We start from the raw sequence: 14,378 nt of genomic DNA on the forward strand, positions 1-14,378 counted from the left end.
GGGCGGTCGACAACGGAACAGGTCGGCCTGAACAGTGAGGAGACCCGATGAAGGCGGTCGTGTACGAACGGGCCGGCGCTCCCTCCGTACTCCAGGTGGTGGACCGGCCGGTGCCGGAGCCGGGGCCGGGTGAGGTGCTGGTCCGGGTCGCGGTCTCCGGGGTGAACCCGACGGACTGGAAGTCCCGGCAGAGCACCACGCCCCGGGACGGCTGGCAGATCCCCAACCAGGACGGTGCCGGGGTCATCGAGGCGGTCGGTACCGGAGTGGACGAGTCGCTGACCGGGGAACGGGTCTGGGTGTGGGAGGCCGCCTGGCGACGGCCCTGGGGGACGGCCAGCGAGTACACGGTGGTCCCGGTACGCCAGGTGGTGCTGCTCGGTGCCGCCCCGTTCGACCTGGGTGCCAGCCTGGGCATCCCGTTCCTGACCGCGCACCGCTGCCTGACCGTCGGCGAGACGGTACCGGACCAGCTCCATCCGGGCGCGCTGGCCGAGCGGACCGTGCTGGTGCAGGGTGGCGCCGGTGCGGTGGGCAACGCCGCGATCCAGTTGGCCCGGTGGGCGGAGGCCACCGTGGTCACCACGGTGAGCAGCCCGGAGAAGGCGCAGCTCGCGGCGGCGGCCGGCGCCTCCCACGTGGTCAACTACCGGGAACAGGACGTGGTCGCCGAGGTCCGCAAGATCGCGCCCGACGGGGTGGACGTGATCGTGGAGGTCGCGGCGGCCCGCAACGCGGCGGTCGACGCGCAGTTGCTCGCTCCCTCCGGCACGGTCGCGGTCTACGCCGACGACGGCGGTGACGAGGTGACCATCCCGATCCGGGCGATGATGGTCCCCAACGCCCGCTGGCAGTTCGTGCTGATCTACACCACGCCGTGGTTCGCCAAGGCCCGGGCGATCGACAACCTGGCCGCCGCCGTCGCCCAGGGCGGGGTACACGTCGGTGCCGACGCCGGTCTGCCGCTGCACTACTACCCGCTGGACCGGGCGGCGGAGGCCCACCAGGCGGTGCAGGACAGCGTGGTGGGGAAGGTGCTGATCACGACGAGTGCGCAGTGACCCGGACCACCTGTGGCGGGGGGGCGGGCGGCCCCGGTGTGGTGCGACACCGGGGCCGCCCTGGGGAGGGGGATAAAGGAGTATGGCCCTCTCCCCTTCAGGCGCCGTAGCGCCTGAAAACGTTACGTCGTCGACAATTGACGGACGGCAAGAGCCCCGTCGGCGTACCGGGCGCGGACGGCCTTCTTGTCGAACTTACCGACGCTGGTCCTCGGAACGGCGTCGACGAAGGCCCACCGCTCCGGCAACTGCCACCGGGCGACCGAGCCGGCGAGGAAGTCCCGCAGCTCCTCGGCGGTGGCCGTGACGCCCTCCCGCAGCACCACGGTGGCCAGTGGGCGCTCGTCCCACCGTTCGTCCGGCACACCGATCACACACGCCTCCAGTACGGCCGGATGTGCCATGAGGGCATTCTCCAACTCCACGGAGGAGATCCACTCACCGCCCGACTTGATCACGTCCTTGGCCCGGTCGGTCAGCGTGATGAACCCGTCCGGGGAGAGGGTGCCCACGTCACCGGTACGCAGCCAACCGTCCCGGAACTTCTCCGGATCCGGGGCGTCGTCGCCGACGTACCGGGCGGTGACCCACGGCCCGCGTACCTCCAGTTCGCCGACGGAGCGGCCGTCGGCGGGCATCGGGCTGCCGTTCGGGCCGACGATCCGGGCCGCCACCCCGGCCGGTACCCGGCCCTGGGTGTACCGGTAGGCCCACGCCACCTCGCCGGTGGCGCCGGCCGGTGACCGGGACACCGAACCGAGCGGCGACATCTCGGTCATCCCCCAGGCGTGGATGACGTCGATGTCGTGCCGGTCGGCGAACGCGTGCATCAGCGCGGGCGGGCAGGTCGAGCCGCCGACGATCGCCTCCCTGAGCGAGGAGACGTCGGTGGGGTTGGCGTCCAGGTAGCCGAGCAGGTCGTTCCAGATGGCGGGCACCGCACCGGCCAGGGTGGGCCGCTCGGCGGCGATCATGGCGGCGACCGGTGCGGCCTGGAGGAACCGGTCCGGCATGAGCAGCGACGCGCCGGAGAGGAACGACGCGTACGGCAGCCCCCAGGACATCGCGTGGAACATCGGCACGATGGCCAGCTCCCGGTCGGTGGGCCCGAGCCCGAAGCCCTCGGTCGTGCAGATCTGCAACGAGTGCAGGTAGATCGACCGGTGGGAGTAGGCAACGCCCTTCGGGTGGCCGGTGGTCCCGGAGGTGTAGCAGAGGGCTGCGGCGTCCCGCTCGTCCACCTCCGGCCAGTCGTAGCTGTCCGGCTTGTCGCGCAGCAGCTCGTCCCAGTGGTGTACGGCGACCCGCCCGGCCGTCGCGTCGCGCAGTGGCGCCGGGTCGCCGCCGCCGACCAGGACGACGTGCTCCACGGTGGTCAGCTTCGGCAGCACCGTCGCGAACAGCGGCACCAGGGTCGAGTCGACCAGTACCACCCGGTCCTCGGCGTGGTTGGCGATGTAGGCGACCTGGTCGGGGAAGAGCCGGAGGTTCAGGGTGTGCAGCACGGCACCCATGCTCGGCACCGCGAGGTACGCCACCATGTGTTCGTTGTTGTTCCACATGAACGTCGCCACCCGCTGGTCCCCGGTGACGCCGAGATCGTCGCGCAGCGCGTGGGCCAGGCGGGCGGCAACCCGGCCCACCTCGGCGTACGTCATCCGGCGCGGCTCACCGCCGGTCCAGGTGACCACCTCGGCCGAACCGTGCACGGTGCTGCCGTGTTCGAGGATCCGGGAAACCTGGAGGGGGATGTCCATCATCGTGCTACGCATGGGTAAAAAAGTAGTGTCGCGGCTCACACCTTGGGAAGGGCCGTAGAGTAGCCGAATGAGCGTTTCCTGGGCCGAGTCCTATGTCGGGCAGCTCCGCGCGATCGCCGGGGACCGGGTGCTGCTCTTCGTCGGCGCCCGTGCCGTGCTGCGTGACGACGCCGGTCGGGTGCTGCTGATCCAGCGCTCAGACAACGGCCACTGGGCGATGCCGGCCGGCGCGATGGAACTGGGTGAGTCCATCATGGACTGCGCGGTGCGGGAGGTGCGCGAGGAGACCGGCCTGCGGGCGCTCGGGGTCACCCCGTTCGCCATGTACACCGGCCCGGACCGGATCAACACCAACATGTTCGGCCACACCTACCAGTTGTTCACGGTGGCCTTCCGGGTCAACGGATACGACGGTGAGCTGCTGACCAGCACCGACGAGACCACCGACGCCCGGTTCTGCCGGCCGGAGGAGTTCCCCGCACCGCTCTCCGCCTCGGTCACCGAGACCCTGGCCGACCTGGCCGCCTTCGAGCAGACCGGCGCGATGGTACTGAAGTAGCGGGCAGCGCCTGGGGTCAGCCGCGAGCCTGGAGCATCTTGATGAACTCGCGCATCCACGCCGGGTTGTCCGCCCACGACCGGCCCGACACCTGCTTCCCGTCGACCACCACCTCGGCGTCGACGAACTCGGCACCGGCCGCCCTGACGTCCGGCGCCAGCGCCGGGTAGGCCGCCGAACGCCGCCCGGTCAGCACCCCGGCCGCCGCGAGGATGAGCGGACCGTGGCAGAGGTGGGCGATGGGCTTGTCCGCCTCGGCGAACTGCTGGACGATGCGCAGGCACTCCGGGTCGTTGCGGAGGTACTCCGGGGCCCGGCCGCCGGGTACGACCAGCGCGATGTAGTCGGCCGGGTCGACGTCCGCGAACGCCCGGTCCGCCGGGAACACGTAGCCGGGCTTCTCGGTGTACGTGTCGAAGCCCGGCATGAACTCGTGGATCACGAACTGCAACGGCCGGGCGGCCGGCCCGGCCATGTGCACCTCGTACCCCTCCTCGATCAGCCGCTGGTAGGGGTAGAGCACCTCCAGGGATTCCGCCGCGTCCCCGGTGATCATCAGAATCCTGTCCATCGCGCCCCCTGGTCTGCCGTCACCTGACTGAGCCGGCTCCGCCCGGATCTGGCCGGCCGACAGTCGCCAGCCTATGGAGGAAACGACCGGTAATAGGGCGATTCATGGGATAATGACGGGGATGTCGATCGTCGAGGCCCCGGGCGGTGCCATCGGATGAGTGACGAACGGGGAACACTCCATGGCCAGTCCGATCGCCGAGTTCTTCACCCAGCTCAGCCAGGTACACCACGAGCGGTTGGAACGGATCACCGGCAGCATCCGGTTCGAAATCATGTCGAATGGCGGAATCGACAAGTGGCTGCTTGAGATCAGCAGCGGGAACATCAGCGCACGCCAAGAGGAAGGGACGACCGCCCACTGCGTCATCCACAGCCGCAGGGAGGTCCTGGAAAACGCGATCAGGGGCGAGCAGAACCTCACCGCCGCCTGGCTGAGCGGGTGCATCGCCGTCGACGGCCGGCTGGAGCTGTTCCGGCTCTTCGAACGCCTCCTCCCCGGACCACCGGCCGCGCAGGATCCCCGGGACCTCGTACCGGGTCGAAAGGGTGAGCACAGATGACCGCGGTCCGGATCCTGGACGGCAACACGTTCGTGGTGGCCGACCGGTGCGGAGACTTCGAGCCGTCCCCGACGTTCCCCACCGGCCTCCTCTCCTGGGACACCCGCTTCCTGTCGAGATGGGTGCTGCGGGTCAACGACAATCGGCTCTACGCGCTCTCCGTCGACGACCTGGAGTACTTCCAGGCGCGGTTCTTCCTCACCCCGGCCAACGCGACGCACGGCTTCGACCCGGAGCTCTCCATCATCCGGCAACAGACGATCAGCGACTGCTTCGAGGAGCAACTGACCATCGTCAGCCATGCCGACGAACCCCTCGACCTGCACATCCGCCTCGACGCGGCCAGCGACTTCGCCGACATCTCCACGATCAGCCAGCCCGTCGAGAAGAAGGGCACCTACCAGGTACAGGTCCATGAGGAACGCCTGCACCTGGTGTACCGGCGGGACGACTTCCAGCGGGAGACGGTGATCCACTGTGCCGTCCAGCACCCCGACTGCCCGGTCGGCCCCCGGACGGAGTTCGACGAACAGGGCCTGACCATAACCGGGCGGATCACCGCGCGTGGCACCTGGATCGCCAACCTGAACGTGGCGATGCTGGCCCGCAACGGGCGTACCGTCCGGGAGAGTCTGCGTGGCATCCGCAACCCCCGGCCCCGACTGGCCGAGGACCTGCACCGCTGGATGACCCAGGCGCCCAAGCTGGAGTGCGAGCACCCCACCCTGCACGCGACGTACCGGCGGAGCCTCGTCGACCTCGCGGCGCTCCGCTACACGCCGATGGTCTCCGGTGGGCTGAGCGTACCGGCGGCCGGCCTGCCCTGGTCCATGACGATCTTCGGCCGGGACAGCATCCTCACCAGCATTCAGGCGCTGCCGTTCGCCTCCGAACTGGCCGCCGCGACGCTGTATGCCCTCTCCATACCGCAGGGCTGCCGGCTGGACGACTTCCGCGACGAGGAACCGGGCAAGATCCTGCACGAGTTCCGCTACGGGGAGTCGACCGCCTTCGAGGAGCACCCGCAGTCGCCGTACTACGGGGCGGCCGACACCACACCGCTCTACCTGATCCTGATGGACGAGTACGAACGGTGGACCGGCGACGGTGACCTGGTCCGCCGGTTCGAACGGGAGGCGCGCGCCGCGCTCCACTGGATCAGCACCTACGCCAACCTGATGGGCGACAACTACATCTGGTACCAGCGGCGCAACACCCGTAGCGGGCTGAAGAACCAGTGCTGGAAGGACTCCTGGGACGGCATCTCCTACTCCGACGGCCGCCTGCCCGGGTTCCCCCGGGCGACCTGCGAGCTTCAGGGCTACGCGTACGACGCCCGGATCAGGGGTGCCCGGCTGGCCCGCGAGTTCTGGAACGACCCGGCCCTCGCCGACCAGCTGGAGAAGGAGGCGGCCGACCTCAAGGAGCGCTTCAACCGGGACTTCTGGGTGGAGGACGGCGAATACTACGCGCTGGCCCTCGATCCGGACGGCGGGAAGGTCGACGCGCTCTCCTCGAACATCGGGCACCTGCTCTGGAGCGGCATCGTGGACAGTTCCCGGGCCGACCGGATCGCGCAGCACCTCGTCGGACCACGGCTCTTCTCCGGTTGGGGAGTCCGCACGCTCGCCGAGGGAGAGGGGCGCTTCAACCCGCTCGGCTACCACATCGGCACCGTCTGGCCCTTCGACAACAGTTTCATCGCCTGGGGTCTGCGCCGGTACGGGTTCGAGGAGGAGGCCGCCCGGATCGCCGAGAGCATCATCGAGGCGGCCGGGTACTTCGGGGGCCGGCTGCCCGAGGCGTTCGGCGGGTACGACCGGAAACTCACCAGGTACCCGGTCGACTACCCCACCGCGTGCAGCCCGCAGGCCTGGTCGGCGGGTACCCCGTTGCTGCTGCTGCGTACCATGCTCGGCCTGGAACCGTTGGGTGAACATCTGATCAGCGACGCCGCGCTACCCGGTTCGATCAGCCGGATAGCCCTGCTCGACATACCGGGCCGTTGGGGGCGGATCGACGTGCTCGCGGTCAGCCGGCTCTGACCCGTACCCCGACGCGGCCGACACCGCCCGGCACGGGCCGTCGGGAAACCCGGCTCGGCCTGCGGTCGGCAGCCCCCGGGCACGGCAGGTTTGACCCGCCGGGACCGGGGGACCCGAACCGACATGGCAGGAGCAGCGGAGCAGCGGCGACTCGCCGCGGTGGTGGAGAGCTGGCTCGGGCGTCCGGTGCTGGTGATCGGGGACGCGATGCTCGACGAGTGGCGGTTCGCCGACTCGGACCGCCTCTGCCGGGAGGCTCCGGCACCGGTACTCACCCTCCGGCGGCGGATCGCCGCCGCCGGCGGTGCCGCCAACACCGCGGTCAACCTGGCCGCGCTCGGCGGTCGCGCCGCGCTGGTCGCACCGATCGGCGCCGACGTCGCCGGCGACGAACTGCACGACTGCCTCGACCGGGCCGGGGTGTGGGACCGGACGGTGAGCCAGCCGGGACGGCCGACCCCGGTGAAACGGCGGCTGCTGGCCGCCGACCAGATCCTGCTCCGCGAGGACTCCGGCGAACCGGACGGCTTCCCGGCGGACGCGGTGGCCCGGCTGCTCACCGCACTGGCCTGCGCCACCGAGGAGCTGCGGGCCGCTGCGGACGGTGCCGCGCCGACCCTGGTGGTCTGCGACTACGGCCTGGGCGCCCTCAACGCACCGGTCCGGGACTGGCTGGTCCGGAACCGGGACCGCTTCGCCACCGTCGCGCTCGACGCGCACGACCTGGCCGACTGGCGGGGTCTCGCACCCACCGTGGTCACGCCGAGTTTCGCCGAGGCGACCCGGCTGCTGGCCCGGACGGCGGGACCGGCCAGCGGCCTGCACCTGGACTCGTCGGAACAGGCCGCACCGGAGCCACCCGACCTGGCCATCGGGGTCGCCCCCGGCCCGGCCGGGGAGCCGACCACGGCCGAGGAGCAGGGCCGGCCCGCAGCGATCCGTACCGGCGTCACCGTCCCCGTCGGTACGGGGACGGCCGGGGGTCCGGACCGGGTCGTACTGGCCGAATCCCAGCTCGCCACGCTGCGCGAACGGACCGGCGCGGACGTGGTGGCGGTGACCCTGGACACCGAGGGTGCCGTGGTCGGCGGGGCGGACGGCGCGCCCAGCCGGAGCCGCACCACCCCGGTCCCGGCGAGCCACGCGGTCGGCGCGGGCGACGCCTACCTGGCCGCGATGACCCTCGCGCTGGCCGCCGACGCGCCGCTGTCGACCGCCGCGCAGCTCGCCCAGCTCGCCGCGACCATCACCGTCTCCGGCACGGGTACCTGTGTTTGTCAGCGGGACTCTCTGCTGGCCGCCCTGTCAGCCGAGGAGGAGACCCCGCCGGACGGGGCGGTGGTGGATCCCGGCCAGCTCGCCGTACTCGTCGACGAGGCGCGCCGGGCCGGACGCTCGGTGGTCTTCACCAACGGCTGCTTCGACGTGCTGCACCGGGGACATGTGCGCTACCTGGAGCAGGCGCGGCAACAGGGCGACCTGCTGGTGGTGGCGGTCAACTCGGACAGCAGCGTACGCCGGTTGAAGGGACCGGACCGGCCGGTGAACCCGGTGGAGGACCGGGTGGCCGTACTCGCCGCGCTCGGCTGTGTCGACCATGTGGTGGTCTTCGAGGAGGACTCCCCGACTGCCCTGATCGAGACGGTCCGACCGGACGTCTACGTCAAGGGCGGCGACTACCCGTCCGAGCTGGTGCCCGAGGCGCCCCTGGTCCGCCGGCTGGGCGGGGAGGTGCGAACCCTGGGGTACGTGCCGGACCGCTCCACGTCGGCGATCATCGAGCGGATCCGGGCACAGACTGCCGGTGAGGTGTTAGGAAGGGCCCCTTTACCTACCGAAAGCGTTAACAGGGGGCCCTTCCTTACCGGAAAGCGGCCGTGAGTCGGCCGTTGGAGACCGGGTCGGCCGAGGCGTTCCGGTCCGCCGGGCGGGAGCTGGACGTGCTGGTGCCGACTCGTGACCGGGCGACGGAACTGGCGGTCACCCTGGCCGGGCTGGCCGCGCAGGAGGACGTACCCGGGTTCGGGGTGGTGGTGAGCGACCAGTCGGACGGCCCGCCGCCCTGGGCGCACCCGGCGGTGGCCACCATGGTCCGGGCGCTACGGCACCGGGGACGTCCGGTGCTGCTGACCCGGCGGCTGCCCCGGCGCGGGCTGGCCGAGCACCGGGCGTACCTACTGGCCGCCTCGTCCGCCCGGTACGTCCTCTGCCTCGACGACGACGTCTGGCTGGAGCCGGGCACGGTCGCCCGGCTGCTGACCGCGATCAGGGAGCTGGGCTGCGGTTTCGTGGGCAACGCGGTACATGGTCTGTCCTATGTGGATGACTGTCGGCCGGAGACGCACCGGCACTACGAGGAGTGGACCGCACCGCCGGTGCCGGAGCGGATCCGGCCGGGCACCCCGGAGTGGGACCGGGCCCGGATCCATCCGGCGGCGAACCTGCTGCACGTCACCGCCGGGCTGGACCTCCGGCCGGACGAGTGGCGGGCGTACAAGGTCTCCTGGATCGGCGGATGCGTGCTCTACGACCGGGAGTGTCTGGTCGCCTCCGGCGGCTTCGACTTCTGGCAGCGGGTGCACGAGCGGCACCAGGGTGAGGACGTCGCCGCCCAGCTCGCCGTGCTGGAGCGCTTCGGCGGCGCCGGAGTGCTGCCCAGCGGGGCGTACCACCTGGAGTCGCCGACCACGGTCACCGAGCGTGACGTGGAGGCGTGGGAGGTGGTGCTGACCGACGAGACCGGGGTGGGCTCAGGTCAGACCGCGGCGAGCAGCCCGGCCGCCGGTCAGGTGGCCGCAAGCAGCTCGGCCGCCGGTCAGACCGCCGCAAGCAGCTCGGCCGCCGCCGCCAGTACCTCGGTCACCGGTACGTCGGTGACGAACGAGTCGCCGTGCGGGCAGTTCCCGTCACCGGGCCGGTCCGGGTAGACCCCCGGGCTACAGTCGACCCCGCAGACCGGGCAGTGGATCGTCCAGGAGGCGATCGGCCGGTGCCGGGCCCGTAGCGGCGTCGCCGAGTTGATCAGGTTGCCGACCCAGTAGACGCCGACCGTGGAGGTACCGACGGCGGCGGCCAGGTGCAGCGGGCCGGTGTCGTTGGAGACGACCAGCCGGCAGTCGGCGTAGCAGCCGATCAGGCCGCTGAGGGAGAGGGTGCCGACCAGCGGCCGCACCGGCATGCCCGCCGGGTCCGCCGCCCTCTCGACCGCGGTGGCGACCACCCGGTCCACCACGTCCCGCTCGGCAGGGGTACCGGTGACCAGGACCTCGTATCCGTCCGCCACCAGTTGGGCGGCGACCTGGCCGAAGCGTTCCGCCGGCCAGCGGCGGCGGGTGTCGGTGGCTCCCGGATGCAGTGCCACCCGGGGTCGGGTCGCCTCCCCCAGCGTCGCCCGCGCCTCGGCCCGGTCCGCGTCGGTCACCGCGAGGCTGGGAACGGTGGTGGTGGCCCCGGCGCCCACCAGGCCGACGACCTCCAGGTAGCGCAGCACCTCGGGCTGGTAGTAGACGTAGCGCAGCCAGCGGTCCAGCGGCGGGGCGGCCTCGGCCCGCAACCCGGCGGTGATCCGGGCACCGAGCCCGGCCACGATCGGGTTGGAGTTGGCGCCCCCACCGTGCAGTTGCAGGGCCAGGTCGAAGTTCTCCCGCCGGGCCCCGGCCAGAAAGTCGTCCATCGACGCCGGCTGCGGCTCGTCCGGACCGGCGGAACGGATGCCCGAAGCCGGTGGCACCACCAGTACCCGGTCCACCGGTCCGGGACGCCCGGTGAGCAGCCCGGCGTGCCACGGTGCACCGAGCAGTACGATCTCGGCGTCCGGGTAGCTGGCCCGGAGCGCGTCCAGGGCGGGCAGCACGAAAATGAAGTCGCCGAGCGCGTTGGCACGCAGCACCGCGATCCGGCGTACCCCGAGTATCCGATCGTGGACCGGCCCGATGGCCGAGGGGGTGCCCATTCAGTCCCGCTGCGACCGGTCGGAGTGACCGGCAACGTCGGGGTGGTGCAGTTCCCGGTCCGCCGCCGGGTCCGCCGCACCGCCGACCGCACCGGCGGCGCGACCGCCGTCCCGGCCGGAGCCGGGCGACGCGGTGGGGCCGGGCGACAACCGACCGATGGTGATGGTGCGACGCTCGGGCCGGGCCGCCCGGGGCAGCGTCACCCGCAGCAGCCCGTGGTCCATCACCGCGTCGATCCGGTCCGGGTCCACCCGGGACGGCAGGGCGATCCGGTGCTCGAAGGCTCGGGTACGCATGCCTCCGGCGATGCCCTGTTCGGCGTTGACCTCCGCCTCGGAGCGCCCCCTGACGCAGAGCTCCCGGTCGTCGAGTTCCAGGGCGACCTCCTCCGGTGCCACCCCGGGCAGCCGGACGAGCACCGCCCAGCCGTAGGAGGTCTCGGTCAGCTCGACCTCTGGCGGCCCGCTCCGGTCCCGGACCAGCGCCGAACCGACCACCCGGCCGAGTTCCGAGCGGAGCGCCTGCAACTCGGCCAGCGGATCCCAGCGGGCCTCCGTACGGTCCCGCCCCGACCGCTCCCGGGGTTGTCCGTTCACCGCACCCCTCCGATCCGGTTGGTGGCGGCCGGGTCACGCAACGAACTGGGGGCGTCCAGCCCGGCTTCCCGGTCGACGCCGACGCCGAGCCGGTCGACCAGTTCCCCGCCGAGCCAGGCACTCACCCCGAGCGCGGCCACGGCGACCAGTTCGATGGCGAGCAGCGCGCCGCCGGTCTGCCGGGAGTCGGCGTTCATCCGGACCGCCCAGACCGCCGCGAAGAGCAGCACCACCGCAAGGTTGGTCAGCGCGTGGGTGAGCCCGACCCGCTTCGCCCGGGTACCGCTGGGGACGGCGAACAGGTCGAACGAACCGGCGACGGCGGCCAGCAGCCCGCCGATCAGGCCGACGGTGAGATTCCAGTACGCCACCTCGCCGAGCACGTCGGGACCGCCCGCCACGTCGACGACGTCGAAGAGCACCGCCGTGACGAAGAGCCCGACCGGAAACATCACCAGCATCGGGTGCACCGGATGGCCCAGTACCTTCAGTCGGCTCTCCATGGCGGCCTCCAAGCTGCGACTCTCGACTCCGGCGGTACCCGGGCCCCCGAGTGGTAAACCCGTCCGGCCGCTGTCCGGCAACGGGTGGTCGCCGTACGCTGACGGGGCGAAGGTCATCGAACGGGGAGCGAAGATGACGCAGACGGCGGAATCCGGCACGACAGGTACGGGGTCGGCGGTGACCGATGGGATCACCGAGGTCACCTCGCACGAGCGGCTGCGGGACCTGATCGGCGCCCCGATGCCGCTGGCCGCCGGCAAGGAACGCAGCGCGCTGCACGAACTCGACCGGCAGTGGCTGGCCGCGTCGCCGTTCTGCCTGGTGGCGACCGCCGGGGCGGACGGTACCTGCGACGTCTCCCCCAAGGGTGACCCACCCGGTTTCACCCTGGTCATCGACGACCACACCATCGCCATCCCGGAGCGCCCCGGCAACCGTCGGGCGGACGGGTTCCACAACATCCTGGACAACCCGCACGTCGGGTTGATCTACCTGATCCCCGGGCGGGGCGACACCCTGCGCATCAACGGTCGCGCCCGGCTGGTCAGCGACGCGCCGTTCTTCGACCGGATGGTGGTCAAGGGCCACCGTCCGCAGTTCGCCCTGCTCGTGTCGATCGAGCAGATCTTCTACCATTGCTCGAAGGCGTTCCTCCGGTCGACGCTGTGGGAGCCCGGCACCTGGCAGCCGGACCTGCTCCCGTCCCGGGCCCGGATCACCAAGCAGGTGCAGCGGACCGAGCTGACCCTGGACGAGCTGGAGCAGCGGTACGGCCCGGATTACGCCCGGCACCTCTACGGCTGAACCCTTCCGGGCCGAGCCTTCCGGGCCGGGTCTTCTGGGGTAGCGGCCGGCGGGTCCCGGTACCGCCCGGCCGGTGCACCGGTGACACTGATGGTGCCGTTCAACGACGAGCGGCACCGTCGGGCACGGTGGTTCCCCGGCATCGGAGAGCCGTGTCCGCTCAGGCCGGGAGGCGCCGATGTGCCGGTTCCACGCGTACCCCGTTGGTGGCCGACGATGACCGGGCCGTACCTGTCAGCGGCGCAGCTACGCAGCCGGATGGTCCTCGCCGCCCGGTGGATCGTCACCGAGCACTGGCCGGCGGACGACGGGCGCTGCCCGGTCTGCCGGGTACCGGACTGCCTGGCCATCGCCTCGGCCCACGCCTACCTCGACGCCACCGGTACCCCGCACCTGTCGCCCGGCAACCGACCGTGACCGGGTCAGTCGCCGGTACGCGCCACCGGCCGTTCGGCCCCGCCCGCCGCCGGCTTGCTGTTCCGCTTCCCGCCGCTGGCCACGCCGTTGTCCGACACGGCCGGCGCCCAGCCGACCCCGAGCGCCTGGCCGACCGCGAGCAGGATCAGCAGCCACTCGTCCGGGTCGATACCGCCGAGGATCACCGTGGCGGCCACCTGGAGTGCGGCGAGCAGGCCGGAGACCAGGGTCTTGCTCCAGCCGTACCCCGGGGCGAGCGGCACCAGGTAGACACCGACCGCGTTGGTGGCGGCGATCGCGATCGCCACCCACTCCTCCGGGTCGATCCGGTGGTCACCGCTGAGCATGGCGTAGACGGCGGTGAGCACGAAGAAGACCGCCGAAGCGATGGCTTTGCCGTACTTCTGCATCTTGGGCTCCTGGGTACGGAGTGCGGTTACCGGTCCTGCCGCAGCCGGGCGGCGAGTTCGTCCACGATCCGGTCGACGAGTTCGGCGGGAAGGGCGGCGGCGATCGTAGCCGGATCGAGCGTCGCCTGGACCGGCTGGGCGAGCCTGCGCTCCACCGCGTCGAGCCGGGCCAGCAGGTAGTCCAGTTTGGCCACGACGCTGTTGCTGGTCGTCCGTTCCCCCGAACCGTCCGGGTCCACGCTGCGGCCCATGCTGTTCCCACCGTGGAACATGCCGTCGAAGAGACTGTTGATCTGGGATTCCGCCTGTTCGCTCATCTCGTCCTCCCGTACCGCGGCGTCGCCCAGCGCCGTCGCGAGGATCCGTTCCATCAGGTCCCGCTTGTCGCAGTACCGGCGGTCGATGGAGAGGTGCCAGTGCCAGAGGTGGCTGCGGTCGCTGCGCGCGGCCCGGTCGCGCAGGTTGTCCCAGCCGTCCACGGCCCGGTCACCGTCCACGTTGCCGTAGAACTCCAACACCTCGTCGAGCCGGCCCAGCTTCATCGCCGCCATCAGCCGGCGGGACTGCGCGATCATCTGCCCCGCCGACCCGGGGGTGAAGTCGAAGCCGGACACCCAGCGGAGCTGATCGGCGGTCAGGCCGGGTTGTACCCGGTAGTCCCGGTCGGTGCAGTACCGCGACCGGAGGATCCACTCCTGCGATCGGTGCGCGCCGCACAGGTGGGCGTTGTCCCCCTTGGTCCCGGCGGCGGTACGCGGTCGACCGGTACGCCGGCACAGCTCGTCACCGAGCCAGTCCATGGCCGGCGTGACGATCTCGCGGTCCCACCACCGCTCCGCCCGTAGCTGCGCGTACGTGGGCACCCCGGCCTCCAGGGGGTCGCACCGGAGGGCAGGACCCGCGTCGCTGCCCGTACCCCGATAGTGACGCGCGTCATCAAGGATCTGACCAGGTCGGGGCCGTTGAGTCAGGAACCCGACTGCTCACCGTCAGGCCGCTGCTGGGAACGGGTGGCCGCTCGCCTCGATGGCCTTGACGACGAGGTCACGGACGGGCCATGGTCCGGCCGGTGGGGTCAAGTCCTGTGGAGTGGTGTTTAGCGGTTGTTGCGTGATCGTTTGTTGTTCGGTGGGTTG

Annotated in this window: 14 protein-coding genes and 1 pseudogene; 8 read left to right on the forward strand and 7 right to left on the reverse strand. The window is 71.4% G+C overall.

Features of this window, described 5'->3' with window-relative positions; genetic code table 11:
• Window positions 1-47: 47 nt before the first annotated feature.
• Complete coding sequence (locus V6U90_RS23925) at window positions 48-1,061, forward strand: NADPH:quinone reductase (RefSeq protein ID WP_334440827.1); 1,014 nt, start codon at window positions 48-50, stop codon at window positions 1,059-1,061.
• A gap of 122 nt (window positions 1,062-1,183) precedes the next feature.
• Here V6U90_RS23925 and V6U90_RS23930 read toward each other — a convergent pair whose 3' ends face one another.
• Complete coding sequence (locus V6U90_RS23930) at window positions 1,184-2,833, reverse strand: fatty acid--CoA ligase (protein WP_334440829.1); 1,650 nt, start codon at window positions 2,831-2,833, stop codon at window positions 1,184-1,186.
• Window positions 2,834-2,888: 55 nt separating this feature from the next.
• Here V6U90_RS23930 and V6U90_RS23935 point away from each other — a divergent pair, with 55 nt between their 5' ends.
• Window positions 2,889-3,380 (forward strand): NUDIX domain-containing protein, encoded by a 492-nt coding sequence (locus V6U90_RS23935; RefSeq protein ID WP_334440831.1) that lies wholly within the window; start codon window positions 2,889-2,891, stop codon window positions 3,378-3,380.
• A gap of 16 nt (window positions 3,381-3,396) precedes the next feature.
• Here the strand turns inward: V6U90_RS23935 and V6U90_RS23940 are convergent, their stop codons facing one another.
• Window positions 3,397-3,951, reverse strand: a complete 555-nt coding sequence (locus V6U90_RS23940) for a DJ-1/PfpI family protein (RefSeq protein WP_334440834.1) — start codon at window positions 3,949-3,951, stop codon at window positions 3,397-3,399.
• Window positions 3,952-4,132: 181 nt separating this feature from the next.
• Here V6U90_RS23940 and V6U90_RS23945 point away from each other — a divergent pair, with 181 nt between their 5' ends.
• From V6U90_RS23945 to V6U90_RS23960, 4 genes and pseudogenes are all read left to right on the forward strand, one after another.
• Entirely contained in the window at window positions 4,133-4,513 is a 381-nt protein-coding gene (locus V6U90_RS23945; RefSeq protein WP_334440837.1) for an SCP2 sterol-binding domain-containing protein, read from the forward strand.
• Window positions 4,510-6,558: an amylo-alpha-1,6-glucosidase gene (locus V6U90_RS23950; RefSeq protein WP_334440840.1), complete on the forward strand. Its 2,049-nt coding sequence runs from the start codon at window positions 4,510-4,512 to the stop codon at window positions 6,556-6,558. The genes V6U90_RS23945 and V6U90_RS23950 overlap by 4 nt, the downstream gene beginning before the upstream one ends.
• A gap of 123 nt (window positions 6,559-6,681) precedes the next feature.
• Window positions 6,682-8,439, forward strand: coding sequence for a D-glycero-beta-D-manno-heptose 1-phosphate adenylyltransferase (gene rfaE2, locus V6U90_RS23955; protein WP_334440843.1), 1,758 nt, complete (start codon window positions 6,682-6,684; stop codon window positions 8,437-8,439).
• Window positions 8,436-9,296, forward strand: a pseudogene (locus V6U90_RS23960) (glycosyltransferase); the annotation flags it as partial. The gene rfaE2 and the pseudogene V6U90_RS23960, both read left to right, overlap by 4 nt.
• Window positions 9,297-9,373: 77 nt before the next feature.
• Here V6U90_RS23960 and V6U90_RS23965 read toward each other — a convergent pair.
• The 3 genes from V6U90_RS23965 to V6U90_RS23975 are packed head-to-tail and all read right to left on the reverse strand — an operon-like array spanning window position 9,374 to window position 11,610.
• Complete coding sequence (locus V6U90_RS23965) at window positions 9,374-10,510, reverse strand: glycosyltransferase family 9 protein (RefSeq protein WP_334440846.1); 1,137 nt, start codon at window positions 10,508-10,510, stop codon at window positions 9,374-9,376.
• Window positions 10,511-11,107 (reverse strand): Hsp20/alpha crystallin family protein, encoded by a 597-nt coding sequence (locus V6U90_RS23970; protein WP_334440849.1) that lies wholly within the window; start codon window positions 11,105-11,107, stop codon window positions 10,511-10,513.
• Complete coding sequence (locus V6U90_RS23975; protein ID WP_334440851.1) at window positions 11,104-11,610, reverse strand: DUF2231 domain-containing protein; 507 nt, start codon at window positions 11,608-11,610, stop codon at window positions 11,104-11,106. Before V6U90_RS23975 ends, V6U90_RS23970 begins: the two co-directional genes overlap by 4 nt.
• A 133-nt stretch (window positions 11,611-11,743) precedes the next feature.
• Between V6U90_RS23975 and V6U90_RS23980 the strand changes: the two genes are divergently transcribed.
• Together V6U90_RS23980 and V6U90_RS23985 are read left to right on the forward strand one after the other, a co-directional pair.
• Window positions 11,744-12,415 carry a pyridoxamine 5'-phosphate oxidase family protein gene (locus V6U90_RS23980; RefSeq protein ID WP_442933663.1) on the forward strand — a complete coding sequence of 224 codons (672 nt, stop codon included), beginning with the start codon at window positions 11,744-11,746 and terminating at the stop codon, window positions 12,413-12,415.
• A 216-nt stretch (window positions 12,416-12,631) separates the two neighbouring features.
• On the forward strand, window positions 12,632-12,832 hold the full coding sequence (locus tag V6U90_RS23985; RefSeq protein ID WP_334440853.1) for a hypothetical protein: 201 nt from the start codon (window positions 12,632-12,634) through the stop codon (window positions 12,830-12,832).
• Window positions 12,833-12,837: 5 nt separating this feature from the next.
• Here the strand turns inward: V6U90_RS23985 and V6U90_RS23990 are convergent, their stop codons facing one another.
• Window positions 12,838-13,242 carry a hypothetical protein gene (locus V6U90_RS23990; RefSeq protein ID WP_334440855.1) on the reverse strand — a complete coding sequence of 135 codons (405 nt, stop codon included), beginning with the start codon at window positions 13,240-13,242 and terminating at the stop codon, window positions 12,838-12,840.
• A 26-nt stretch (window positions 13,243-13,268) separates the two neighbouring features.
• Window positions 13,269-14,105: a hypothetical protein gene (locus V6U90_RS23995; protein WP_334440857.1), complete on the reverse strand. Its 837-nt coding sequence runs from the start codon at window positions 14,103-14,105 to the stop codon at window positions 13,269-13,271.
• Between the last annotated feature and the right edge of the window lie 273 nt (window positions 14,106-14,378).

The sequence above is a fragment of the Micromonospora sp. CPCC 206060 genome, assembly GCF_036906895.1.
GTDB lineage: Bacteria > Actinomycetota > Actinomycetes > Mycobacteriales > Micromonosporaceae > Micromonospora.